Annotated in this window: 25 protein-coding genes; 11 read left to right on the plus strand and 14 right to left on the minus strand. The window is 64.4% G+C overall.

All coding sequences use genetic code 11. From position 1 onward, the window contains the following. Positions 1-89: 89 nt before the first annotated feature. On the plus strand, positions 90-971 hold the full coding sequence (locus SKP52_RS05115) for a LysR family transcriptional regulator (protein WP_039572470.1): 882 nt from the start codon (positions 90-92) through the stop codon (positions 969-971). A 327-nt stretch (positions 972-1298) separates the two neighbouring features. Here SKP52_RS05115 and SKP52_RS05120 read toward each other — a convergent pair whose 3' ends face one another. Continuing rightward, positions 1299-1796, minus strand: a complete 498-nt coding sequence (locus SKP52_RS05120; RefSeq protein ID WP_039579877.1) for a hypothetical protein — start codon at positions 1794-1796, stop codon at positions 1299-1301. A gap of 171 nt (positions 1797-1967) precedes the next feature. On the opposite strand from SKP52_RS05120, the gene dnaN reads away from it, so the two are divergent. Then, the gene (gene dnaN / locus SKP52_RS05125) at positions 1968-3083 is read left to right on the plus strand and encodes a DNA polymerase III subunit beta (RefSeq protein ID WP_039572472.1); all 1116 of its coding nucleotides are present in this window, start codon (positions 1968-1970) and stop codon (positions 3081-3083) included. Positions 3084-3135: 52 nt separating this feature from the next. Here the strand turns inward: dnaN and SKP52_RS05130 are convergent, their stop codons facing one another. Beyond that, positions 3136-4476, minus strand: a complete 1341-nt coding sequence (locus SKP52_RS05130) for a PQQ-dependent sugar dehydrogenase (RefSeq protein WP_039572474.1) — start codon at positions 4474-4476, stop codon at positions 3136-3138. Positions 4477-4647: 171 nt separating this feature from the next. Between SKP52_RS05130 and SKP52_RS05135 the strand changes: the two genes are divergently transcribed. Further along, on the plus strand, positions 4648-4863 hold the full coding sequence (locus tag SKP52_RS05135) for a hypothetical protein (RefSeq protein ID WP_039572477.1): 216 nt from the start codon (positions 4648-4650) through the stop codon (positions 4861-4863). Between the two features lie 4 nt (positions 4864-4867). Here SKP52_RS05135 and argC read toward each other — a convergent pair whose 3' ends face one another. The 3 genes from argC to SKP52_RS05150 all read right to left on the minus strand — a co-directional run bounded on the left by argC (position 4868) and on the right by SKP52_RS05150 (position 8223). After that, positions 4868-5785 (minus strand): N-acetyl-gamma-glutamyl-phosphate reductase, encoded by a 918-nt coding sequence (argC, locus tag SKP52_RS05140; protein WP_039572479.1) that lies wholly within the window; start codon positions 5783-5785, stop codon positions 4868-4870. 4 nt (positions 5786-5789) lie between these two features. Further along, entirely contained in the window at positions 5790-6734 is a 945-nt protein-coding gene (locus SKP52_RS05145) for a C40 family peptidase (protein WP_321164070.1), read from the minus strand. 85 nt (positions 6735-6819) lie between these two features. Continuing rightward, positions 6820-8223: a leucyl aminopeptidase family protein gene (locus tag SKP52_RS05150; protein ID WP_039572486.1), complete on the minus strand. Its 1404-nt coding sequence runs from the start codon at positions 8221-8223 to the stop codon at positions 6820-6822. A 55-nt stretch (positions 8224-8278) separates the two neighbouring features. Between SKP52_RS05150 and SKP52_RS05155 the strand changes: the two genes are divergently transcribed. Genes SKP52_RS05155 through SKP52_RS05165 form a run of 3 tightly spaced genes read left to right on the plus strand, consistent with a single transcriptional unit; the run spans position 8279 to position 10265 of the window. After that, positions 8279-9112, plus strand: coding sequence for a DUF4163 domain-containing protein (locus tag SKP52_RS05155; RefSeq protein WP_039572490.1), 834 nt, complete (start codon positions 8279-8281; stop codon positions 9110-9112). A gap of 11 nt (positions 9113-9123) precedes the next feature. Further along, a complete protein-coding gene (locus SKP52_RS05160) occupies positions 9124-10059 on the plus strand; it encodes an SDR family oxidoreductase (RefSeq protein ID WP_081997212.1) in 936 nt (311 codons plus the stop codon). A 23-nt stretch (positions 10060-10082) separates the two neighbouring features. Then, positions 10083-10265, plus strand: coding sequence for a DUF3008 family protein (locus SKP52_RS05165; protein WP_039572494.1), 183 nt, complete (start codon positions 10083-10085; stop codon positions 10263-10265). 1 nt (position 10266) lies between these two features. Here the strand turns inward: SKP52_RS05165 and SKP52_RS05170 are convergent, their stop codons facing one another. Beyond that, the gene (locus SKP52_RS05170) at positions 10267-11802 is read right to left on the minus strand and encodes a flavin-containing monooxygenase (RefSeq protein WP_228383828.1); all 1536 of its coding nucleotides are present in this window, start codon (positions 11800-11802) and stop codon (positions 10267-10269) included. Positions 11803-11996: 194 nt separating this feature from the next. Here SKP52_RS05170 and SKP52_RS05175 point away from each other — a divergent pair, with 194 nt between their 5' ends. Both SKP52_RS05175 and SKP52_RS05180 read left to right on the plus strand, forming a co-directional pair. Next, positions 11997-13121, plus strand: coding sequence for a DUF47 family protein (locus SKP52_RS05175; RefSeq protein WP_160292365.1), 1125 nt, complete (start codon positions 11997-11999; stop codon positions 13119-13121). A 15-nt stretch (positions 13122-13136) separates the two neighbouring features. Continuing rightward, positions 13137-14150, plus strand: coding sequence for an inorganic phosphate transporter (locus tag SKP52_RS05180; RefSeq protein ID WP_039572497.1), 1014 nt, complete (start codon positions 13137-13139; stop codon positions 14148-14150). Here SKP52_RS05180 and SKP52_RS05185 read toward each other — a convergent pair whose 3' ends face one another. The 3 genes from SKP52_RS05185 to SKP52_RS05195 form a co-directional block, all read right to left on the minus strand. Continuing rightward, on the minus strand, positions 14151-15623 hold the full coding sequence (locus tag SKP52_RS05185; RefSeq protein ID WP_039572501.1) for a DUF4403 family protein: 1473 nt from the start codon (positions 15621-15623) through the stop codon (positions 14151-14153). 66 nt (positions 15624-15689) lie between these two features. Beyond that, complete coding sequence (rimO, locus tag SKP52_RS05190; protein WP_039572506.1) at positions 15690-17060, minus strand: 30S ribosomal protein S12 methylthiotransferase RimO; 1371 nt, start codon at positions 17058-17060, stop codon at positions 15690-15692. 196 nt (positions 17061-17256) lie between these two features. Continuing rightward, positions 17257-17961: an esterase/lipase family protein gene (locus SKP52_RS05195; protein WP_039572509.1), complete on the minus strand. Its 705-nt coding sequence runs from the start codon at positions 17959-17961 to the stop codon at positions 17257-17259. Between the two features lie 64 nt (positions 17962-18025). Between SKP52_RS05195 and SKP52_RS05200 the strand changes: the two genes are divergently transcribed. Continuing rightward, the gene (locus tag SKP52_RS05200; RefSeq protein ID WP_039572511.1) at positions 18026-18352 is read left to right on the plus strand and encodes a DUF423 domain-containing protein; all 327 of its coding nucleotides are present in this window, start codon (positions 18026-18028) and stop codon (positions 18350-18352) included. On the opposite strand, the gene SKP52_RS05205 is transcribed toward SKP52_RS05200, so the two are convergent. From SKP52_RS05205 to SKP52_RS05225, 5 genes are all read right to left on the minus strand, one after another. Beyond that, the gene (locus tag SKP52_RS05205) at positions 18353-19420 is read right to left on the minus strand and encodes a potassium channel family protein (protein WP_039579892.1); all 1068 of its coding nucleotides are present in this window, start codon (positions 19418-19420) and stop codon (positions 18353-18355) included. A gap of 102 nt (positions 19421-19522) precedes the next feature. Further along, positions 19523-20287, minus strand: coding sequence for a 5'/3'-nucleotidase SurE (gene surE, locus SKP52_RS05210; protein WP_039579895.1), 765 nt, complete (start codon positions 20285-20287; stop codon positions 19523-19525). A gap of 118 nt (positions 20288-20405) precedes the next feature. After that, entirely contained in the window at positions 20406-21686 is a 1281-nt protein-coding gene (gene serS / locus SKP52_RS05215) for a serine--tRNA ligase (RefSeq protein ID WP_039572513.1), read from the minus strand. A 69-nt stretch (positions 21687-21755) separates the two neighbouring features. Further along, positions 21756-22226, minus strand: coding sequence for an SRPBCC domain-containing protein (locus SKP52_RS05220; protein WP_039572515.1), 471 nt, complete (start codon positions 22224-22226; stop codon positions 21756-21758). Beyond that, positions 22223-22567, minus strand: a complete 345-nt coding sequence (locus SKP52_RS05225) for an ArsR/SmtB family transcription factor (protein ID WP_039572518.1) — start codon at positions 22565-22567, stop codon at positions 22223-22225. The genes SKP52_RS05220 and SKP52_RS05225 overlap by 4 nt, the downstream gene beginning before the upstream one ends. 141 nt (positions 22568-22708) lie before the next feature. Between SKP52_RS05225 and SKP52_RS26730 the strand changes: the two genes are divergently transcribed. Together SKP52_RS26730 and dksA are read left to right on the plus strand one after the other, a co-directional pair. Beyond that, complete coding sequence (locus SKP52_RS26730; protein WP_228383829.1) at positions 22709-23626, plus strand: hypothetical protein; 918 nt, start codon at positions 22709-22711, stop codon at positions 23624-23626. Between the two features lie 718 nt (positions 23627-24344). Beyond that, entirely contained in the window at positions 24345-24806 is a 462-nt protein-coding gene (gene dksA, locus SKP52_RS05240) for an RNA polymerase-binding protein DksA (RefSeq protein ID WP_039572520.1), read from the plus strand. Positions 24807-24819: the final 13 nt, after the last annotated feature.

The following is a 24819-nucleotide window of genomic DNA, read 5'->3' on the forward strand; positions in this document are numbered from 1 at the left end:
TTGCCCGAGCCGGCAGGAGCAACGAGTTTGCCGCGCCATTCTGCAAAATTGCAGAATGAGCGCCGGGCCATTATGTCGCACAAGGCGCCATGTATGATTGGAACGACCTGAAGGCCTTTCTGGCCGTTGCCGAGACCGGCAGCACGCTGTCGGCCGCGCAGGCGATGCGCGTCAGCCAGACGACCGTCGCCCGGCGTATCGCCGCGCTCGAGGAAGCGACCGGCCTCAACCTCTTCGAACGGCGGCAGGCGGGCTATGCGCTGACCCCGGTGGGCGAAGCGATGCTGGCGAGTGCGCTGGCCGTCCGCGACGCCGCCGACCGCTTCGGCGAGGCCGCGGGCGCGCGCTCGCGCGATGCCGGCGGCACGGTCAGCCTGACAACGATGGAAATCTTCGCGGTGACGATCCTGCCGCCGATCCTGCGCGACCTGCGCGCCGCGCACCCGGGAATCCATATCCAGCTCGACACGGCGGACGAGCCGCGCGACCTCGCGGCGGGTGCGGCGGACATCGCGATCCGCAGCAGCAAGCAGCCGAGCGGCGCGGGCCTGGTCGGGCGGCGCATCGCCGACAATCCGTGGACCGTCTATTGCAGCCGCGCCTATGCCGACCTCCACGGCATCCCGCACACGCGCGAGGAGCTTGCCGTGCACCCCTTCATCGGCGGCGGCGGTTATGTCTGGGAACCCTATCAGGCGTGGCTCCGGCAATATGGGCTCGAGGATTCGGTGGTAATGAAATATGACACCGGCACCGGCCTGCTCGCCGGCGTGCGCTCGGGCATGGGGCTGACGATCCTCCCCGCCTTCATCGCCGACCGCGAGCCCGACCTGATCCGCTGCATCCCGCCCAAGACGGAAGATACGACGGGGCTGTGGCTGCTCACCCACGAACGGCTGCGGCATGTGCCCCGCGTGCGTCTCGTCATCGATTTCCTTGCCGCAGAACTGACGAAGCTCGCGCGCAGCTAGGGCGAGCCAAGCGGAAATCGCTGTCCTACAATATTTCGCTGATTTAGCGTTTCGGCGATGACCGGCGACGCATCTTTCCTCTGGACCGCTACAGGCATCTTTCCGCGCCTTTCAACGCGCGGGATGGAAAGCGATTTGCGAGTGAAGTTGCGCAGTTTTCTGCCGTTTCGAAAATGCGCCATCTTTTCTTCTATCGTCATTCCGGACTTGGTCCGGGATCCGTTGGGTCTACCGACAGATGCTGAACCCCGGATCAGGTCCGGGGCGACGAAATGGGTGGAATCGCGAGTGAAGTTGCGCAGAAATCCGCCACTTCTCCAAAGCGCCTCAGCGCAGCTTGGCGCACCCCAAGGCTGCCGCATCGATCGCGGTCGCCGCGCCGCGCAGCCGGTAGGTGTCGGCGATTGCTCCGCCGGTCGCGGTCCCGCTCTCGACGCTCATGCTCGGCGCCGATCGCATCGCGGCGACGATCGCGGCGTCCATCCGCGGGTCGCTCGCCCAGCCGTGCATGCCGTTGCCGGTCAGGATGAAGCGGCGGCTGCCGATCGTCAGCCGCAGTTCGCGCCCGGGCGCGCGCTCTTTCGACAGACGAACGTAAAATTGCCCGCGAATGCGCGATTTCGGCCAATAACCGACGCTGGCATAGGCCTTGACCTTGGGCCGCCCGATCGTCGCCGCCGGTGCGGCGAGCGCGTAACAGCGCGGGGTCGTGGGATCGCGGAATGCGCCCCATCCGTCGAAAATGCCGAGCGCCGTCGGACCGGCGGCCAGCGCCGCGACGGGCATTGCCGCCGCTATCAGGAAAAGGGTGGCCCAGCGCCGCATCGCGCCTCGTTCGCGCGATTGGGGATGCTTTGCAAGCATGGCTTGCACGCGCCGCACCGTGCGTTAAGGAAGGTGGACATTTTCAGGGGCCAGAATCGGGGTGCGAATCGCCTCCGATCCTCTGTCCCTCAGGGACTTTTCCCGAGAAACACGCAGGATGGCGGATTAAGAATGAAAGCGACGATCGAACGCGCAGTGTTGTTGAAAAGCCTCGGCCACGTCCAGTCGGTGGTCGAACGGCGTAACACGATCCCGATCCTCTCGAACGTGCTGATCGAAGCCGATGCGTCGGGCCAGCTCAAACTGATGGCGACCGACCTCGACTTGCAGGTCGTCGAAACGATCGCGGCAAAGGTCGAGACGGCGGGCACCACGACCGTGTCGGCGCACACCCTCTTCGAAATCGCCCGCAAGCTGCCCGAGGGTTCCGAGGTCAGCCTCGCCGCCGCCGAGGGCAAGATGCAGGTCAAGGCCGGCCGGTCGAACTTCAACCTGCCAACGCTGCCGCGCGACGATTTCCCGGTGATCGCCGAGGGCGACCTGCCGACCAATTTCGAGCTGCCCGTCGCTGAGCTGATCCAGATCATCGACAAGACGCGCTTCGCCATTTCGACTGAGGAAACGCGCTATTACCTCAATGGCATTTTCCTGCACGTCGCCGAGGATGCGACGGGCCCGGTGCTCAAGGCCGCGGCGACCGACGGCCACCGCCTCGCGCGCTACACCGTCACGCGCCCGGACGGCGCCTCGTCGATGCCCGACGTGATCGTGCCGCGCAAATGCGTCACCGAAATCCGCAAGCTGCTCGACGAGGCCGAAGGCAATGTCGAAATCAGCCTGTCGGCAAGCAAGATCCGCTTCCAGCTCGGCCATGCGATCCTGACCTCGAAGCTGATCGACGGCACCTTCCCCGATTACAGCCGCGTCATCCCGACCGCGAACGACAAGCTGCTCAAGGTCGATCCGAAGAGCCTCTATCAGGGCGTCGACCGCGTTTCGACGATTGCCAGCGAAAAGACCCGCGCGGTCAAGGTCGGGCTCGACAAGGACCGCATCACCCTGTCGGTGACCAGCCCCGAAAACGGCACCGCCGCCGAAGAAGTCGCGGCGGTCTACGACAGCGAGGCGATGGAGATCGGCTTCAACGCCCGCTACCTCAGCGACATCCTCGGCCAGGTCGACGGCGACACCGTCGAACTCCACCTCGCCGACGCCAACGCCCCGACGCTGATCCGCGAAAGCGAAAAAAGCCCGGCGCTCTACGTGCTTATGCCGATGCGGGTGTAACTACCCGCTAACGCCTGAAACGAAAAAGGCCCCGCAATCGCGGGGCTTTTTCTTATCCGGACTTCGCGACCCGCCAGATCACGCCGCCGGTATCGTCCGCAACCAGCGCGCTGCCATCCTTCGCGACCTCGACATCGGCCGGACGGCCGCGGGTCGTCTTGCCGTCCTTGGCAAGGAACTGGTCAAGCACGGTGACGGGCAGCGCGTCGACGGGCTTGCCGTTGGCGCCGAACTTGACGAACACCACGCTGTAGCCCGCCACGGGCTCGCGGTTCCACGACCCGTGCAGCGCAATCAGCGCACCGTTCGCCCAGCGATCGCCCAGGTCGAGCCCCTCGGTAAAGGTGAAACCGAGCGGCGCGGTATGGGCTCCCAGCCCATATTCGGGGCGCTTGACATATTGGCGCCGATCTTCGGCCTCGGGCTCGACCCGCGGGTCGATGTAACCGCCCCAATAATACCAGGGCCAGCCATAAAAATCGCCCTCGGTGACGTCGGTCAGATAGTCGGGGACAAGGTCGCTGCCGAGCATGTCGCGCTCGTTGACCACGGTCCACAGCCGGTCGCTGCCGGGATAGAAATTGAGGCCGACGGGGTTGCGGATGCCCGCGGCGAACGTCCGCATATATCCATTCTCGGGGCGCACCTCGAGCACGCTGGCGCGGCGGAATTCGCGGTTCATGCCCGCTTCGCCGATATTCGAGTCGGCGCCGACCCCGATATAGAGCCAGCCGTTCGGTGCTGCGGCCAGGCTCTTGGTCCAATGGCGGTTGGTGCCCTTCGCCGGCAGATCGACGAGCTTCGTCGGCTTGCCGCTCATCTTGGTCTCGCCGGCCACATAGGGGAAGGCCAGCAGCGCGTCGGTGTTCGCGACGTAGAGCGTGCTGCCGACCAGCGCCATGCCATAAGGCGAGTTCAGTCCGGTGATATAGGCCGTCTTCACTTCGGCCTTGCCGTCACCATCGGCGTCGCGGAGCAGCGTGATGCGGTTGGCAGAAACGCCGCTGGCGCCGGCCTTGCCCATCAGCTTGCCCATCACCTTGCCCTCGATGCCCGAGGTATCGCGCGGCGGGCTCTGCGCCTCGGCAACAAGCACGTCGCCATTGGGCAGCACGAGCATGTTGCGCGGATGGTCGAGCCCGTCGGCGAAGCGCGCGACGGCCAGCCCCTGCGCGGCGCGCGGCGCCTGTCCGGCGGGCCAGCTTGTCGCCTCAGGGACGTTCATCGTCGGAAAGGACTCAGTCTTTTGCGACGCCATCACCGGCACCCGGCCGCTGAGTTCGGCGGTCGAGAAGCGCGCCACATCGGGCCGCGACATGATGTAGAATGCGATGCCGCCAATGATCAGCAGCAGCAACAGGGCGAGGGCGGCATATTTCAGGATCTTGCGCATGACGTCTGTCTACACGGGCTAGGCGCAGCGTCAAAGGGGTTGCATCGGCGCACAAAAGGTTAATCGCGAACGGCTCGTGATTAACCTTACCCGATCATTCATCACGGTTGGGAACTGGGCGGTGAGGGGCGGGCGTTAGAAGTTGAGTTCTACCAACGGACCAGGAAATCGATGCACCTGCCAGCACCCTTTCTCACCGACCGCGCTGCGGTCGAGGATGCCCATGCGCTGATCATGATGCATGGCGAAGAAGCGGGCTTTGCCGCCGCTGCACGCGCCGAGCAGTATCGCGTGCTTGGCAACCACGTCCACTTCGCGCGCTGGCGCCAGATTGAACGGCTGATCACCTATCTGTCGGTCGAGGACATCCTCGACACGGTGCACTGAGCGTCTAAATCCGCAGGCCCGCGGTTTCGGGCAACCCAGCCATGATGTTGAGATTCTGGACGCAGGCGCCGCTCGCGCCCTTGCCCAGATTGTCGAGCCGCGCGACGAGGCGGAGCTGGTGCCCGCTTGGGTCGGAAAAGAGCGTTAGCTCCATCCGGTCGGTCGCTTCATCCTTTTGGCTCAGCAGCAATTCGCTCTCATCGCCGCGCCGCACCGACACCAATGTCGATCCGTCGAAATGGCCTGCGAGAGCAGCGAACGCGGCATCGGCGGTCGGCGCTTCGAAACTCAGCGGCACCTCGACCAGCATCCCGCGATAGACAGGGACGACAGCTGGCGCGAACAGCGGCGGATGGGTCAGGCCCGCGCCCTGCTGCATTTCGGGCACATGTTTGTGATTGAGCGACAGCCCATAGCTGCGAAAACCGATATCGGGTTCGGCCTCGAACCGCGCGATCAACTCCTTGCCGCCGCCCGAATAGCCCGAGACCGCGTTGACGCTGAGCCGCGCGTCGGTCGCGACGATGCCCGCGGCGACGAGCGGCGCGACCAGCGCAAGAAAGCCCGTCGGATAACAGCCCGGATTGCTGACCCGCGGCGAGGCGGCGATCGCTTCGCGCTGTCCGGCGCTCAGTTCGGGAAAGCCATAGGCCCAGCCGGGCGCGACGCGGTGTGCGGTCGACGCGTCGATCACCTTCGTGCGCTCGTTGCCGATCATCGCGACCGCTTCGATTGCCGCGGCATCGGGCAGGCAGAGGATGACGAAATCGGCCGTGTTCAGCGCCTCGGCGCGGCGCGCGGCATCCTTGCGCTGGGCGTCGGGCAGGGTGAGCAGCGTAAACTCGCTCCGTCCGGCGAGCCGCTCGGCAATTTCCAGGCCCGTCGTACCCGCCGCGCCGTCGATGAAGACCGTATGTGTCATGATTTTATTTCAGTCGTTTATAGCCGGTGACCGGCACATCATTCCCTTTCGCCGCCGAACGCGCGATCACGTCGGCCAGCGGTTCGCTGTTCACCGCCATCCATCGTCGGCTGGCGTGAATGATGGTCTGGCCGTCGGCCATGATGCCGACATGACCGGGGAAGAAGACAAGATCGCCGCGCGCGAGTTTTGCCGGATCGACATCCTTGTCGGCTCCCAGCGACGCGAGTTGCAGGTCGCTGTCGCGCGGCAACTGGATACCCGCGGCCGCCCACACCAACTGGACGAGGCCCGAACAGTCGATGCCCTTGGCGGTGCGGCCGCCCCAGACATAAGGCGTGCCGATCATCTGCTCGGCGAGCTCGGCGGGGTCATTGTCCGCCGCGCCAACTTCGACAAGCGACGCCAGCGGCAGATAGCCGTGCGAGGTTGCGAGCCACTCGCCCTCTGCTTCGCCCATCACCAGCGCGCCGCGCGGCAGGACGGCGGGGCCGCCGCTCGCGGCATCGGGCGCGCTGTGCAGCATCGCCTCGATCATCGCGACGCGGTGCGTCGGCGCGATCGGCGCGGCGAGCGCTTCGGCGGCGAGATAGCCGACATAATGGTCGGCAAGGCAATAGCCCCACGCCCAGCCGCCGGTCAGGTCGAGCAGCGCGAAGCCTTCGCCGAACAGCATTTCGCTTGTCTGGTCGGCATCGATCGACGGCGAGGCGCGCAGCGAAGCGGCGGGCAGCACGCCGCTGCGCATCATGGGCGCAGCATAGTGCGGCGCGAAATGCGTTCCGGCGACCGCGATATCGGCGAGGTCGGGCCGGATCGCGACGACACGCGGGTCAAAGCTCTGCGACGTGCCAGTCAAACCAAAGCGATCGCGGCCCGCGCCAGCGGCGCCGGGGCGCCCCATGCGCACGCGGTTCGCCGCCATATTATCGCCACTTCCTGCTGTCACTTGCCGTCCTGTAAAAAGCTGGGTTCCGCACGCGGCGGACAATCGCGCGCCATTAGACCAGCAGACCCTGCTTTATCAAGAATGTTCAGTTTTTCCCACGCCGGTCGTATCGGGCCTGCAGCATTGCCCACGCCGCGCGCAACCCCAGCGCGGCGCCACCTTTAGGCCGTCCGGGTTTCGCCGAGGGGCGCCATGCGAAGGTATCGAGATGTGCCCAAGCCGCGCCATCGGGTACAAAGCGCTTCAGGAACAAAGCCGCCGTGATCGATCCGGCAAAGGCCGAACTGCCCGCATTGCCCAAGTCCGCAATGTCGGTTTCGAGCAGGTCGGCATAACCGTCCCACAGTGGCATCCGCCAGAGCGGATCGTCACGTTCGATCCCCGCCGCGAGCATCGCCTCGGCAAGCGCGTCGTCGTTGGCGAACAATGGCGGCAGGTCGGGGCCGAGCGCAACGCGCGCGGCGCCGGTCAATGTCGCGAAATCGATGATCAGCTCGGGCTTGGATTCGCCCGCCTTGGCCAGTGCATCGCCCAGCACCAGCCGCCCTTCGGCGTCGGTATTGCCGATCTCAACCGTCAGCCCCTTGCGGCTCTTGAGCACGTCGCCGGGGCGGAAGGCGTCGGCCGAAATTGCATTTTCGGCGGCGGCGACCAGGCAGTGCAGCCGCACCGGCAGCCCGCTCGCCATCACCAGTTCAGCGAGCGCCAGCACATGAGCCGCGCCGCCCATATCTTTCTTCATCAACCGCATGCCCGCCGCCGGCTTGATGTCCAGCCCGCCGCTGTCGAAGCTGATCCCCTTGCCGACCAGCGCGATGCGCGGGTGATCGTCCTTGCCCCATTCGATCTCGATCAGGCGCGGCGCGTGATGCTTCGCCGCGGCGCGCCCGACCGCATGGATCATCGGATAGCCCTGTTCGAGCGCCTCGCCCTTGGTGACGGTCAGCTTGCCGCTATGCGCTTTCGCGATGCGCTCGGCCGCTTTTTCGATCGCGGCAGGCCCCATGTCGGCGGCGGGGGTGTTGACCAGGTCGCGAACAAGCGCGGTTGCGCGCATCTCCGCAACCATCGGGGCAATCGCGCCGACATCGCTCGTCAGCAGCACGCGCGGGCCTTTGGTCGGCGGGTTCGATTTATAGGCATCAAAGCGATATTGCGCGCTCATCCATCCGAACAGCGCCTTGCCGGGTTGCTGGCCTTCGACGCGATAGCGGCCTTCGGGCAGGATTTGTCCGAGTTTGGCGAGGCACCAGGCCGACAGGCTGTCTACCTTCGCGACCGTGGTGACGACCGCCCATTTTTCGGGGTCGTCGCCGGGCAGGATTGCATGAACGAAGGCATCGGGTTTGAAACCCACCGCGGCCAGATGCGCGCGCTCGCGGGCGCTGCGCCCCTTCAGCCACTCGTCATAGCCCTTCTTGTCGACGAGGTGGATCGGGCGCGCATCCTGCCCCTTGTCGGGCTGGATCAGGTCGGAATAGTCGGTCATGCGCTTGGTGCTAGGCTGCTCGGGATATTTTGTCGATTCCCGGCGTTATGTCTGCATGAAGACCGAAACGCTCTGGCGAAATGCCACGTCCGTCCTCGCCGGCGCGCTGTTGCTGGCGGGCTGCTCCGACGAAAAGCCGACGGAGGCGGAGAAGGTGGCCGCCGCCTCGGTGCCGGGGGCACCGTCGCAAGGCGCCGCCGACGCAACGGCGAAAGGCGCGCCTGCGTCGAATGTCACCGAAAAAAGCGACCTGATCGAGTTCGTCTACGCCTATCCCAAAGACGCCGCCCAAATCGCCGAATTGGCGAATGCTCTCGACGGGGACCGGGCGGCGAAGCGCGAGGCGCTGATTGCGGCGGCGCAGCGTGACAAGGCGGCGGCGGAAAAGGGTGGGTTTCCTTATCGCGTCCATAGTCACCGCCAGAATTGGCAACGCGTGACCAGCACGCCGCGGTTCCTTAGCCTGTCGGCGGAAATCGACAGCTATGCCGGCGGCGCGCATGGCATGCAGAGCTTCGACACGCTGATATGGGATCGCAACCGGCGCAGGCAGATGAAGCCGCTCGACCTGTTCATAAGCAGCGAAGCGTTCGATGCAGCGATCCGCGATCCGTTCTGCGCGGGCATCAAGCGCGCGAAGGCGGCGAAGGGGATATTGGCCGACGAGGCGCCCGACAGCCCTTTCGCCAAATGCCCCCCGGCATCGGCGCAAACGATATGGCTGGGCTCTTCCGACGGACGTTATCTTGACCGCATGACGATCGCGATCGGTCCATATGAGGTCGGTCCCTACGCCGAGGGTTCATACAAGATCAACGTGCCGGTGACCGGCGCGCTCGTCAAAGCCGTGAAACAAGAATTCGCGCGCGATTTTCTCCCCATCAATTGAAGGACAGCGTCATGGCGAAGCAGCCCAAGGTCGGAAAAATCGGTGAAAGCTCCAAGGAGAAAAAGGGCAAGGTGGTTGCCGCGGCGAAGCTGCGCCGCGCCGTGGGATCGGACAAGACGATCGCCAAGCCGCCATCGGACCGCGAAGCCGATCTCGACCGCGCGCCCAAGTGGGAGCCGCGCTATCCCGGCTCGGGCCGACTCGACGGCAAGGTTGCGATCGTCACCGGCGGCGACAGCGGAATCGGCCGTGCAGTCTCGGCCTTGTTCGCGCGCGAGGGCGCCGATGTCGCGATCGTTTATTTGGACAACAAGGCGGACGCGGACGATACCGTGGCGATTGTCGAAGCCGAGGGGCGCCGCGCGGTCGCAATCAAGGCCGACGTCGGCAAGGCCAAGGCGGGCGAAAAGATTGTTGCGCAGGTCGTCGACAAATTCGGCAAACTCGACATCCTCGTCAACAATGCCGGCGAGCAACATCCTGCCGAGGACATCCGCGACATCAGCCCCGAACAGTTGCAGCAGACCTTCGCCACCAACATCTTCGGCATGTTCTATCTCGTTCAGGCGGCGCTTCCGCATCTCAAGAAGGGCGCGGCGATCGTCAATTGCACCAGCGTGACCATGTATCAGGGCTCAAAGGGCCTGCTCGACTATAGCGCGACCAAGGGCGCCATCACCGCCTTCACCCGCTCGCTCAGCGAAAATCTGGTGGAGAAGGGCATCCGTGTGAACGGCGTCGCGCCCGGTCCGATCTGGACCCCGCTGAACCCGCGCGGCGGGGCGCCGGCGGAAAAGGTCGCGACCTTCGGCGAAAGCACGCCGATGAAGCGACCGGGAGAACCCAATGAGGTCGCGCCTGCCTTCCTGTTCCTCGCGTGCGACGACAGCAGCTATATGTCGGGCCAGGTGCTGCATCCCAACGGCGGCACGATTCTTAATGGCTAGCGGGGCGGACACGGAGAAACGCCATGCCAGCTAAATCGAAAGCCCAGCAGAAAGCCGCCGGTGCGGCGCTCAGCGCCAAGCGCGGCGACACGCCGAAATCGAAACTCAAGGGCGCGTCGAAACAGATGGCCGACGGCATGAGCGAAAAGCAGCTTGAGGATTTTGCCAAAGGCTCGACCAAGGGCAAACCCGAACACGCTGACTGAATTACTCGGCCGCCTCCAGTTCCGCAGGAGCGCTCGCCACCGCGCGCGCATTGCTGAACGTTAGCACGCCGTCGGCGATCGCGCCGGTGCGCATGTCGATCCGGTCCTGCACATAATTCTGGCTGAGCCGCCAAGGCAGTTGGGCCGTGCTCTTGGGCATGATGTGCAGCGAACGCTGGATATAGCCTGACGAGAAGTCGAAGACATTTTCCTCTTCGAGGCTCGACGGATCGGCGAGCGCCGGGGTGGCGACCGTGGTGCCCGTATCGCGCATATGGTTGAGCACGCGGCAGACATATTCGGATACGATGTCGGCGCGCAGCGTCCAGCTTGCGTTGAGATACCCGAAAACGGCCGAAAAGTTCGGCACGTTCGAGAACATGCACGCCTTGTAATAGAAATGGTCATGCCAATCGACCGGCGCGCCGTCGACACGCACTGGAATCTTGCCCGCGACCGCGAGCTTCAGACCCGTCGCGGTCACAATGATATCTGCGTCGAGATGCTTGCCCGACTTCAACTGGATGCCGGTCGCGTCGAACTCCTCGATATGATCGGTCACGACCGACGCCTTGTCCGCCTTCATGGCTTCGAAGAAATCGGCATCGGGAACGAGGCACAGGCGCTGGTCCCATGGGTTGTAGGGTGGAGTGAAGGCTTCTGCATCGTAGCGGTCGCCGAGGCTCTCTTGCAGCTTCTTGGTCAGGAACTCCTTGACCTTCTCGGGCTTCTCCCGCGCACGGCGGAAGGCGATGTCCTGCAGCCGGACATTCTTGAAGCGCGTGATCTTGTACGCGAGACCTTCGGGCAGGAATTTGCGAAGGAAGTTCGCGAACCCGTCCTTGGCTGGCCGGATGAAATACCATGTCGGCGTGCGCTGGAGCATCGTGACGTGGGCGGCTTCCTTCATCGACGGGACGATCGTGACCGCGGTTGCACCCGATCCGATCACGATGACCTTCTTGCCTTTGTAATCGAGATCCTTCGGCCAGAATTGCGGGTGGATGATCTGGCCCTGGAAATTCTCGCGGCCTGCAAATTGCGCGTCGAAGGGCTCGTCATAGTCGTAATAGCCCGACCCAAGATAAAGCCAGCGTGCGGTCGTCGTCGACCTCGCGCCCTTGCTGTCCTCCATCGTCACGGTCCAGCGCGCGGCGCTGCTGTCCCAGTCGGCGCCGACGACCTTGCTGTCGAAGCGAATGCGCTCGCGGATATGGCGCTCGTCGACGATGCGGTTCAGATATTCGAGGATCGACGGGCCGTCGGCGATCGACTTTTCATGCTTCCACGGTTCGAAGACAAAGCCGAGCGTGTGCATGTCGCTGTCCGAACGAATGCCGGGGTAGCGGAAGAGATCCCAGGTGCCGCCAAGCTGTTCGCGGCGTTCGACGAGGCCAAAGCTGCGGTCGGGAGAGTGCATCTGCAAATGCACAGCCATGCCTATGCCCGAAATCCCCGCTCCGACGATCAGCACATCCTGATCGACCGGCGCAGCCTTCGCGTCTGCGGGACGTTCCATCGTCGCCGTGCCTGCCATTATCCTGTCTCCCGACTATGTTTGCATACAGCTTACGCACCACGTTGCATTTTGCAATCGAATTGACGTTTACGGAAACTACGGCTAGCGAGCGCAGCTTCGCTTGTGACTGTCACAAATTCGTCATAGAGGCGAAACTCATTTGTAACCATTGGCGCCGCCGCCGCCTACCCCCACGAAAGGGACTGAACAAATTGCGCCAGATCGCTGTCCTTCCTTATCGATTCGGCGGACCCGCGCAGGATGGCCCGACTGAAATCCTGCTGATCACGTCGCGTGAAACCAAGCGTTGGGTGGTGCCAAAGGGCAATCCTTTGACCGGCATCACGCGTCACGCCGCCGCCGCGATCGAGGCGGAAGAAGAGGCCGGTGTGATCGGCGCGGTCTGCCCGACGCCGATCGGCAGTTATGAATATCGCAAGCGCCGGGCAAACGGTGCGTCGATCATGTATAATGTCGAAGTCTTCCCACTCGCGGTGACAAACGAACTCGCCGACTGGAAGGAAATGGACGAACGCGACCGAAAATGGTTCTCGTTCCGCGACGCCGCGTCGGCGGTCGACGAGCCCGATTTGCAGGCGCTGATCCGCTCGTTCGGCGACAACGGCTTCCGCGCGGTCGCCGCGCCGCGCAGCGCCGTCCAGAATGTAGCAGAGAAAGCAGGGGTTAGCTGGATGTTCGCATGGTTTCAGCGTTTGCTGCCGCGACAGGGAAATTTCTTTGAATTGTTCGAAAGCCACGCCGCGACGCTCGTCGCCGGGGCCAACGCCTTGTCGCGTATGCTGCAGGGCGGCGAGGGCATGGCCGACCATGTCCAGGAAATCATCGAGCGCGAGCATGACGCCGACGCGATCACGCGCGAAGTGTTGCAGACCGTCCGCCGCACTTTTCTGACGCCGTTCGACCGCAGCGCGATCACTGACCTCATCGCCTCGATGGATGATGCGATCGACGAGATGCAGAAGACCGCAGGCGCGGTCGACCTTTATGACGTGACCGAATTCGAACCCGAGATGCGCGATATCGGCGGCATCATCGTCGACGCCGCGCGGCTCACCGCAGAGGCGCTGCCGCTGCTCCGCAACATCGGCGCCAACGGCCCGCGGCTCCACGAACTCACCGAGCGGCTGGTGCGGATGGAAGGCCATGCCGACGAGATCCATGCCGCCGGACTCAAGCGCCTGTTCCGCGAGCATGGCGAAGCGAACCCCACGCAATTCCTGATCGCACGCGAACTCTTTCGCCATCTCGAACGCGTCACCGACAGTTTCGAAGATGTGGCGAACGAGATCGACGGTTTGGTCATCGACCACGCATAAGCGGGGACGCGAACCATGCACGAACTCGCTTTCCCGCTTCTTGTCGGCCTCGTCATCCTCGCGCTGGCGTTCGACTTCCTGAACGGCCTGCACGACGCCGCGAACAGCATCGCGACCGTCGTCGCGACGCGGCTGCTGCGCCCGGTGCAGGCGGTGCTGTTCGCCGCCTTCTTCAACTTTGCCGCCTATTTCCTGTCGGTCATCTTCCCCGAACTGCACAAGGTTGCCGAAACGATCGGCAAGGGGATCATCGACAAGGATCTGGTGACCCCGGCGGTCGTGTTCGGCGCGCTGGTCGGTGCGATGTTCTGGAACGTCGTCACTTGGCTGAAGGGCATCCCCTCCTCGTCGAGCCACGCGCTGGTCGGCGGTATCGTCGGTGCGGGCGTCGCGCACGCTGGTTTCGAAGGAATCGAGTGGACCGGTCTTAACAAGACGGTCATCGCGATCTTCCTGTCACCGTTGCTCGGCATGATGCTCGCGATGCTGGTGATGTTGCTCAGCAGCTGGGCGCTGCGCCGTGCGACCGCCAGTTTTGCGGAGAAGACCTTTCGCCGTCTCCATCTGCTGTCCTCGGCCGCCTATTCGATCAGCCACGGGCTGAACGACGCGCAAAAGACGATGGGGATCATCACCGTGCTCCTCTATTCGACCGGCTATCTCGGCGGAGAATTTCATATTCCGCATTGGGTCGCGTTCAGCTGTTATGTGGCCATTGCGCTCGGCACGCTGTCGGGCGGGTGGAAGATCATCGAGACGATGGGCGGCCGCATCACCAAATTGTCGCATCATCAGGGCTTCGCCGCGTCGACTGGCGGCTCGATCATGGTGTTCACCGCCAGCCTGCTCGGCATTCCGGTATCGACGACGCACACGATCACCGGCAGCATCATTGGCGCCGGCGTCGCGCGCCGCGCCAGCGCGGTGCGCTGGGGGGTCGCGGGTAACGTTGTCGCGGCGTGGTTCATCACCATCCCGGCGAGCGCGATCGTCGCGGCGGCTTTCTACGGGATCACGCGGCTGTTCTGATTATCGCGGCGGGCGATAATCGACGCTGGCCCCACCGACCATCCGCACCGGCAGGTACATGCCATTGCCATAAGCCTTGATCACACCCGTCTCGAACCGTTCGACGCGCGTGCGGATGACGAAGGGCCCCTCGCGCCGCTGATCGACCGCGCGCCGGATCTTGTCTTGCAACTCACCAAGGTCATGGGCAAAATTCTGCGTCAACGCTGCGGCGATCAGCGGCGCGAAGCCCTCGCTGCGACCGAGTACGAGCAGCAGGTCGCCGCCGACCCCGTCGGTGTCGCCGTTGATGATGAGGTCGGTGAAATGGACTTCGGCCGAGCCGGGATTGTTGACCGGGATGCCGGTCATCCAGATGCGACCCTTCGTCGGCGCGCCCGATCGCATTTCCAGCTTTGCTTCGATATCGACGCCGACCGCGATCCTGCCGCCGGGCGCGCCGTAAATGGTGGATTTGCCGAACTTCACCATCATCGATCCGAGCTTTGGAAGAATGAACGGCCGCGCTGATCGTTTCCCCAGCGCGCGGTCGACGACGGGCTGAAGCACGGCATAATCGGCGATCACCGGCACCCGCACATCGAGATGCGGCTTGGGCACTTCGCGGACGAGGCGCGGCAGTGCGGTGGGTTCCGGATCGGCCGGGCGGCCCGAGACGAAGGTTTCGGTGATCGCCTCCAGCCCAAGGTTGAGGTTCATGCGATCGCCCTCGATGTGGTAGCCGCCATAGAGGATGCGCTGCGGGGTGACGCGCATCCACACCGGCGGGTTTTCGCGATTGAGTTCGAGCGCGGTGAAGCTCTGCCGCCAGACATCGGCGGCCTGTTTGCGGATGTCGATCTTCGCGATCTCGCGATTCACTTCGCGTTCGACATCGCGGACCACGGGCTTCAGCTTTGCGTCGGCCTCATCGGTGAAGGTGATCCGGCGTCCCAGGAAATCGATCCCCGGCGCCTTGGTCCAGCCATAGGTGATGCGCGCCTTGCCTTGCGTGCGCCAGTCGGGGGTGAGTTCGACCGTGATTCGCGCATGCGCCATCGCGGCGCCCGTCGCGGTCTCGCCCTTCAGCACGCCGCCAACGTCGCGCGCGCTGATCCGCGCACTCAACGGAATGTCGACTACGATGTCGGACCCTTCGCCGCGCAGCCGCAGCGGCCCGCGCGTGACCTGGCCGACGATCGTGCAGGCTATCGGCGGGGTGACCTTCACCTTCTTGCCGAAGACCTTGACGCGCTGCGGTTGGACGCAGGCCGGTTCGCGCTGGTTGATCGTCCACAAAGTGCGTGGCACCGCACGTTCCAGCGTTTGTTTGAGCGATGCGGTGTTGGCGTTGATCGGCACCGCAATCAGCGACTTTTGCGTAGGGGACGGGGCCTTGTCCGTCGCGCGCGGCGGCGCTTCGACGGCAGCCCGACGGTCGCAAGCGGCGAGCGATCCGATCAATAGCAGTGCGGCAAATGCCTTGACGTGCATGGTACGGCCCCTGTTCGATGTCCTTTAGGTAACATCGAACGGTAAATACCGTTCCAATAATGTGCCTTAGCCAGCGACCACCCCGAACAGATCATGCTCGTCGGCATCTTCGATCTCGACATCGACGATATCGCCGGACTTCAGCGTCGCCGCGACGTCGCGCAGATAGACGTGGCCGTCAATCTCGGGCGCATCCGCCTGTGATCGGCCAGTGGCGCCGATGCTGCCGTCTTCATCCGCTTCGCCGACTTCGTCGATGATCACCGGCATGGTGCGACCGATCTTGGCTTCGAGCTTCGCCGCGCTGATCGCGGCGGTCTTTTCCATGATGCGCTGGTAGCGCTCTTCCTTGAGTTCCTCGGGGACATGATCGGCGAGTGCGTTGGCCTGCGCCCCCGCGACGGGTTCGAAGCGGAAGGCGCCGACGCGGTCGAGCTGCGCTTCGTCGAGCCAGTCGAGGAGATATTGGAAGTCGGCCTCGGTCTCGCCGGGGAAGCCGACGACGAAGCTCGAGCGGATCGCGATGTCGGGGGCGATCGCGCGCCAGTTTTTGAGGCGTTCGAGCACCTTCGCCTCGTTCGCGGGGCGCTTCATGCGCTTGAGGACGCTCGGGCTCGCATGCTGGAAGGGGATGTCCAGATAGGGCGTCAGCAGCCCCTCGGCCATCAGCGGGATGACCGCGTCGACGTGCGGATAGGGATAGACATAGTGGAGGCGCACCCATGGGGCGCGGCCTTCGCTCGTCTTTAACTGGCCGAGTTCGCGCGCGAGGTCGGTCATGTGCGCGCGCACTTCGCGGCCGTGCCACCGACGCGGGTCGTGGCGGATATCGACGCCGTAAGCCGAGGTGTCCTGGCTGATCACCAGCAGTTCCTTAGTGCCCGCGGCGACGAGCTTTTCGGCCTCGCGCAGCACCGCGTCGATGCGGCGGCTGACCAGCTTGCCGCGGAGGTCCGGAATGATGCAGAAGGAGCAGCTGTGGTTGCAGCCTTCGGAAATCTTGAGGTAGCTGTAGTGGCGCGGCGTCAGTTTCAGCCCGCCTTCGGGAACGAGGTCGACGAACGGGCCTTGGGTGGGCGGCGCGGCGTCGTGGACGGCGTCGACGACCTGCTCATACTGGTGCGCGCCGGTGACCGCGAGCACGTTCGGGAAGCGCGCGCGGATGACGTCGGCCTCGTTGCCCATGCAGCCGGTGACGATGACGCGGCCATTCTCGGCCATCGCTTCGCCGATCGCCTCGAGGCTCTCTTCCTTCGCCGAGTCGAGGAAGCCGCAGGTGTTGACGAGCACGACGTCGGCGCCCGCATAATCGGGCGACAGGCCATAGCCGTCGGCGCGCAGCTTGGTGAGAATCCGTTCGCTATCGACCAATGCCTTGGGGCAGCCGAGCGAAACCATGCCGACCTTCGGCTGGGTGGGGAGGGTTTTGACTGTCATGATTGGCGCGGCGCATAGGCGATTCTTTGGCGTTTGTCACGCCCCGCTCCTTCTCCCCTCGGGAGAAGGATATGGAGCCTTGCCGCGTAGCGGCTAGGCGGAGTTGGATGCGGCGGCGGCGGAACCCTCACCCAGCTACGCCTAGGCAGCAAGCTGCCAAGGCTGCGCAACCCTCTCCCGTCGGGAGAGGGGAGGATTATATTCCCGCCAGCGTATCTGCGACGATCCGCCAGACGCGCGGGTTGATCCCAATCCCCAGATGCGTGCTGTCGACCTTTATGTTGCGCGCCTGCGAATTGTAGGTGTCGACCGCGATGTCGGGGCCGACGATGCCGTCGCGGTCGGAGTAGATGACCGTAAGCGGTTGGGTGAGGCCCTTGAGGTTGCGCGCATGGATCTCGCGCTCGATCGCGTCGAAATCGCGGCCGGCGAAGCGCTGCGCGAGCGCGGTATATTTGGGGCCGCCTATGATTGGGGTGCCCAAGGTAACGATCTCACGGACGAGGTGCGGGTAAGCGCGGGCGGTTTCGCGGGCGATGACGCCGCCGAGGCTCCAACCGATGAGAGTGAGCGGCGCGCCGTCGGCCTTGACCCATTCGGCGGCTTGCGCCGCGAAGCGTTCGACGTCGGCAACGACGCGGCCGTTATTGCGGCCCATGCCCCAATCGCGGACGTGATAGCCGAGGTGGCGGAGATAGGCTTCCAAGGGCCGCATCGAGAGTTCGCTGGCGCCATAGCCGGGGAGTAGGGCGACCGGCCGGCCATCGCCGCGCGGAGCACCGATGAGATGATAGCCCGACAAGCCGTAGCGCAGCATGTCGAGCGGCAGCGCGAGTTCGCCGAGCGTCGCGAGCCGGCTGGGTGGCTTCAAGTCCGTGGGAAGCAGTGTGTCGCGAGGCATCGCCTTATCCTTCCTGTCGCCCTATAGCTCGCCGCATCGGCATGGCATTGCAAGGGTGGTGAACATGATTGGCGTATTTGCGGCGATTTCGGCGGCGATTGCGGTCGCAGCAGGCGCGTTTGGCGCGCATGGCGCGTCGGGGCCACAAGAAGCCGAATGGCTGCGGACGGGCGGGCTATACCAGTTAATCCACGCGGTCGCGGCGATCGCGATCATGGGCGTCGCGCGCGGGCCGGCGATCATGCTGCTCGTCGGCGCCGCGCTGTTCGCCGTCACGCTTTATGCGATGGCGCTCGGCGCGCCGCGGTGGCTTGGCGCGGTGACGCCGATTGGCGGCGGTCTGCTAATCATCGGCTGGCTGTGGGCCGGCTGGCTTTACTGGCGCACTTAATTAACCGCCCGGAACGCTCGCCTCACACTCTTCGCAGCGGATAACCTCGACAACCTGATCGCCCGGTTCGAGCCGCTGCGCTTCGGTTTCCCAAAAGCCATAGGGCTTGCCACCGCGATAGATGCGCAGCCCACGCCCGCCGCTCGCGAGCTGATCGATGCTGCGACCGATTTCCTCGCCGGCGACCGCGCGTTCGCGCAGCTGGACACGGCCGCCGATGCTGGCAAGGTCGGCCATATAGTCGGCGACATGCGCGCCCTGCGCCGATCCTGCGAGCAGCAGGCCGGTGAAGCTGACCGGGTTGATGACATTATTCGCCCCCGCCTGCCGCGCGAGCAGCTCGTTATCCTGCGCGCGGATGACGACGCTGATCGGCACTTTGGGCGACAGGTGGCGGACGGTCAGGACCATGAGGATTGAGGTGTCGTCGCGCCCGGCCGACACCAGGACGGATTGCGCGCGCGCGATCTGGACGTCGATCAGCGTGTCGTCGTTCGATGCGTCGCCTTGCAGCACGTTGCAACCAATCGCCTCTGCCTCTTCAATCCGCGATACCGACTGGTCGATGACAACGATGCAGCTTGGGTCGGTGCCCCGCGCGATCAGTTCGCGGACCGCTTCGCTGCCGCTGATGCCGAAGCCGAGGACAACGATATGGTTGGTGAGCTTTGCCTGGATGCGGGCCATGCGCCATTTTTCCCATGTGCGTTTGAGGACGAAATTATAGGCAGTGCCGACGAAAATGAAGAGCACCGCGATGCGGATCGGGGTGACGATGACCGCTTCAATTAGCCGCGATCGGTTCGAAATCGGCGCGATGTCGCCGAACCCCGTCGTCGTAACCGAGATCATCGTGAAATAGACGACATCGAGAAAGCTGATGTGGCCGTCATGATGGTCGATCAAGCCGTCGCGATCGATCCAGTGGACCAGAACGACGATACCGATGAGGAAAAAGGCAAGCGAAAGCCGCGCGCCGACGTCGGCCCACACCGGCCATTTGCTGGCGCGGCGCAGCGGCTGGAACCGATACTGCAGCTTGAGCTTCGACGCCGGGCGTTTGCTCATCGGGGCGGCCATTGCTTCATCGGATCGACGGGTATGCGATTTTTGCGCAACTGGAAATGAAGTTGTGCCGTCTGGAACCGCCCGTTCCCGATGACGTCGCGCTCAGCCGCCGTAGGCGCAGCGCAATGCCGCCAGCGACGCATCATGCGTCAGGTCGAGCTGGAGCGGGGTGACCGAGATATAATTGTCGTCGATCGCCTCGAGGTCGCTGTCGTGGCCGAGGCTGTGCTCGATGCCGTGGAGGCCGAACCAGTAATAGCGATAGCCGCGCGGGTCGGTGCCTTCGACGATCGAGCCGCGGCCGTAATCGTGGAAGCCTTGTCGCGTGACGCGGATGCCCTGCACCGCATCGGCGGGGATCGCGGGGAAGTTGATGTTGATCAGCGTGCGCGGCGCCATCTCCATCGTGAGCAGCGGGCGCAGCACCTTTGCGCCCCAGGTCGCGGCGACTTCGAACGGCACGGTATCGCCCATGCCTTCCTTGGCATAAACTTGGCTGAGCGCGATTGACGGGATGCCCGCGAGCGCCCCCTCGATCGCCGCCGATACGGTGCCTGAGTAAGTAACGTCGTCGCCGAGGTTGGCGCCCCGATTGACGCCCGACAGGATCAGGTCGGGCTTTTCGGGCATCAGTTTGCCGATCGCCATCATCACCGAATCGGTCGGCGTGCCGCTGCACGACCAGCGGCGCTCTTCGTGCTGACGGATGCGGACGGGGCGCGACAGCGTGAGCGAGTGGCCGGCGCCCGACTGTTCCTCGGCGGGGGCGCAGACCCAGATGTCGTCCGAAAGCTCGCGCGCGATCGCTTCGAGCACCGCCATGCCGGGGGCGTGATAGCCGTCGTCGTTGGTGAGGAGGATGCGCACGATATGTCTCTCTTTCTTCGTCATGCCGGACTTGATCCGGCATCCATTCGGCGGCGGCGTCGTGGACCCCGGATCAAGTCGGACGAGTCACTTGCCTCGTCCGAGGGTGACGATGTTTTTAGATGGCCGGAGTAAGCTTGGTGATCCCACCCATGTACGGGAGCAACGCCTTCGGAATATCGACACTGCCGTCGGCCTGCTGATAATTCTCGAGGAGCGCCACCAGCGTACGGCCCACGGCAAGCCCCGACCCGTTGAGCGTATGGACGAACTCATTGCCCTTGCCGCCTTCGCGGCGAAAGCGCGCGTTCATCCGGCGCGCCTGGAAATCGCCGCAGGTCGAGCAGCTCGAAATCTCGCGATAGGCGTTCTGGCCCGGCAACCAGACCTCAAGGTCATAGGTCTTGCGCGCCGAAAAACCCATGTCGCCGCTGCACAGCAGCATCTTGCGATAGGGGAGTTCGAGCGCTTCGAGGATCGCCTCGGCCGCGCGCGTCTTGCGTTCGAGTTCGGCGTCCGAGTCCTCGGGGCGGACGATCGAAACCAGCTCGACCTTCCAGAACTGGTGCTGGCGGATATAACCGCGCGTGTCGCGCCCCGCCGATCCGGCTTCCGAGCGGAAGCAGGGGGTAAGCGCGGTCATGCGGATCGGCAGCTCGGCCTCGGGCAGGATTTCCTCGCGCACCGCGTTGGTCAGGCTCATCTCGGAGGTCGAGATCAGCCAGCGCCCGTCGGTGGTCTGGAACAGATCCTCGCGGAACTTGGGGAGCTGCGTCGTGCCATAGGCAGCCTCGTCGCGGACCATCAGCGGGGTCGCGCATTCGGTGTAGCCGGCCTCATTTGTCTGCTTGTCGAGCATGAACTGGCCAAGCGCGCGTTCGAGCCGCGCCATCTGGCCCTTCAGGAAGGCGAAGCGCGCGCCCGACATCTTCGCCGCGGTCTCGAAATCGAGCCCGAGTGCGGGCGCGAAGTCGGCATGTTCCTGGGGCGTGAAGTCGAAGCTGCGCGGGGTGCCCCAGCGCGCAATCTCGACATTGCCTTCCTCGTCTTCGCCCGCGGGGACGTCGTCCAGCGGAATGTTCGGGATCGCGGCGAGCATGTCCTGCAGCGCGGCTAGCTGTTCGCGCTCGGCGTCTTCCTTCGCGGGCAGCGCGGTCTTGAGGTCGGCGACCTCGGCCTTCAGTGCCTCCGCCTTGTCCTTGTCGCCGCTGGCCATCGCCTGACCGATCAGCTTCGACGCTTCGTTGCGGCGTGCAAGCGATCCCTGAATTTCGGTCTGCAGTGCGCGCAGCGACACGTCGGCCGCCACGATCTGGGCGGACAGGGGTTCGAGGCCGCGGCGCGCGAGGCCGGCGTCGAACGCTTCGGGATTTTCCCGGATCAGGCGGATATCGTGCATGCGCCGCGCTATGGCGTTGCGGGTTGGAAGGCGCAAGCCCGTCCTTATGCGAATGTTCCGAGAGGGGTTTTAGCCGCGCGGTTCTACCAACCCCGCCAACTGGCCGATCGCCGTGCCCCAGCCTTCGTAAAAGCCCATCTCGTCATGCTTGGCGCTGTCCTCGGGGGTCTTGTGGAGCACGCGCGCCGAATAGAGGGTGCCGCCGTCCCGCGCTTCGAAGGTCAGGATCGCGGTCAGTGCGAGCCACGGCTCGGCGGGCTGCCAGCCTTCGGCGAGGACGGTGGTAAAGACGAGCTTCTGTTCGGGGATGGCTTCCAGAAAGCAGCCATCGACGTGCGGTTGGAAATCGGCGGCGCCGGCTTCGCGCATCCGCGTCACGAACCCGCCGCCCGGACGCAGGTCCAGCGTGACGACCTCGCATTCGATCGGGGCGGGGATCCACCATTTCGCGAGATTCTCCGGCACGCTCCACGCGTTCCACACCGCCGACGGCGGCGCGGCGATCAGACGCGAGATGGTGAGGGTCGTGTCGTTGGTCATCCTGTTTTCTCCGGGGATGTCTGAGATTCGACGAAGTCGGCGAGCCGGTCGGTGCGGCCCTGCCAGATGGCGCGTTGCTGCGAGAGCCAACCCTCCGCCGCCGCCAGCCGCTCGGCATCGACGCGGCAGGTGCGGACTCGGCCCTGCTTTTCGGTGCGGATCAGGCCCGACCCCTCGAGCACCGATAGATGTTTGAGGAAGGCGGGGAGGCCCATCTTAAAGGGTTCGGACAGTTGCTTTACTGGCGCGGCGCCTTTGAGCAGGCGGCTGACCACCGCGCGGCGCGTCGGATCGGCAAGCGCATGGAAAAGCGAATCGAGTGCGACTTGTTGGTTCACCATATGGAGAACTATAGAAATAGTTTTCTACATGGCAAACTGATTGTCCCTGCTCATAAAAAAGGGCCGCCCCGAAGGGCAGCCCTTAGTTTCTGAGGTTCGGGTTAGCCCCCCAAACCGCCAGTGGATCTCTATTAAGCCGCGTTGTCGTCGTTGCGGTTCGCGGCACGGCGGCGCGCGACGAGCGCAGCGGCTGCAGCCCCGAACAATAGCATCATCGGCGGCGCAGGAACAGGGGTCGGATCGCCCGACGATCCGCCATGGCTGCTGCTGCCGCCCGAACTGGACGATGAACTCGAAGACGAGCTGCTGCTCGACGACGAGGATGATGAGCTGGTACTTCCGGTCGAACCGAAGCTGCTGGTGCTGCCGGTCGCGCCCGACGAGGTCGCGCCGCTGGACGTGCTACTAGAGGATGAAGAGGAGGACGACGAGCTGCTGGAACCGCCCGAGCTGCTCGAGCTGCCGCCGCGCGACGAGCTGCCCCAGCCCGAACTGCCCTTCGACGAACTGCCCCAGCCCGAGCTGCCATGCCCGTGCGAGCTGCCGCCCTTCGACGAGCCGCCCGATGAGGATGAACTCGACGATGAGGAAGACGAGGACGACGAGGAACTCGACGACGAGCTGCTGCTCGACGACGAGGTGCTGACGTTGCCCGACGAGGTCGAGACATTGCCCGACGAGGTCGAGGTGCTCACGCTCCCGGTCGACGTCGAGACCCCGCCCGTCGAGGTCGACGTCGAAACGCCGCCGGTCGAGGTGCTGACGCCGCCAGTGGAAGTCGAAACACCGCCGGTCGAAGTGCTCACGCCGCCGGTCGAGGTTGAAACGCCGCCCGTCGACGTCGAGACACCCGACGAAGTGCTGGAAGTCGTGCTGAGACCACCCGTGGTCGTCGAGGTAACGACGATGCTGCCGCTGCTGCCGCCGCCGCTGCTACCGCCAAAGAAGCCGCCAAAGAAACCGCCGCCGAAACCGCCGCCGAAACCGCCGCCGATCACGGTCACACCGCCGCCGCTGCCGCCGCCTTCGAAGCCGCCGCGCTGGGGGAAGGGCGCATAAGGGATCGGGGGCAGCGGGATCGTCTGCGTCACGACCTGCTGCTGCGGAGTCGCGGTGCGGATGATGCGCTTCGTCGTGACGACGCGGCGCACGCGCTTTACGGGCTTGCGGGCCGCGTGGCGCTTGCGAACGACCTTCTTCCCGGCACAGGGCGAGCAGGACTGGACTGTCTGGGCACGCGCCTTCGGAACGTCGGCGATCTGCATCGCGCCGCTACCGATGATTGCGCCGCCGCAGGTGCAGGCGCAAAGTTTGGCAAGGGCCATTCGGACAGACATAGGCTTCTCTTTCTTTCCCGTTGCAGGTGCGAAGCGCTACCGACCGGCACCCCCCCGTTCACCTCCGCTATACCTCAAAAGGCCAAAGCTTTGTGAATGCGGCAATTGTGTTAACCGCGTTTGCCTGTCCGAGAGCGGGAATTGCGGCACGGAATCAACAAAAATTGCGGTATATGTCCCAAAACAGAACGGAAAATGCAGTAATTCTATGCAATTGGTTAACCTTCGGACCTAAATCCGGTTTCGCGACCGGTCGCACGGCGCGATCGCCAACTATGTAGAATCACGGCTTTTGCCGTGCCGGTTCATCGCCGCTTCACGGGTTGTCGCTATCCGCAGCTTCGGCGCTTGTATCGTCGACAGCGGCTGGTTATAGGCGCGCCACTCCCTGCACCGCTTGGCGGCTCGCGGGGTGACAGGAAAGGACGCGAGAGCCCCTCATGCCGACCAAGATTGCCGACGTTGGCGCTGACGCGCTTCGCGAAGCCAAATCCAATCTCGATTCGGACTATGTCCCCAGTGACGACGAAGAGTTTATGAACGAGCGGCAGCAGGATTATTTCCGCGGCCTGCTGCTCGCCTGGAAAAAGTCGATCCTGTCCGAATCCGAATCGACGCTCGCGCATCTTCAGGACGGCCCGCTGCGCGAGCCCGACCTCGCCGACCGCGCATCGAGCGAGACCGACTGGGCGATCGAGCTTCGCACCCGCGACCGCCAGCGCAAGCTGATCGCCAAGATCGATTCGGCGATTCGCCGCATCGACGAAGGCGAATATGGCTATTGCGCGGTCACTGGCGAGCCGATCTCGCTCGCCCGTCTGCAGGCGCGCCCGATCGCGACGATGACGCTGGAAGCGCAGGAGCGCCACGAGCGCAACGAACGGATTTCACGCGAAGATTAGTCGGTGAGGCCCT

Origin of the sequence: Sphingopyxis fribergensis, from assembly GCF_000803645.1 — a bacterium.
GTDB lineage: Bacteria > Pseudomonadota > Alphaproteobacteria > Sphingomonadales > Sphingomonadaceae > Sphingopyxis > Sphingopyxis fribergensis.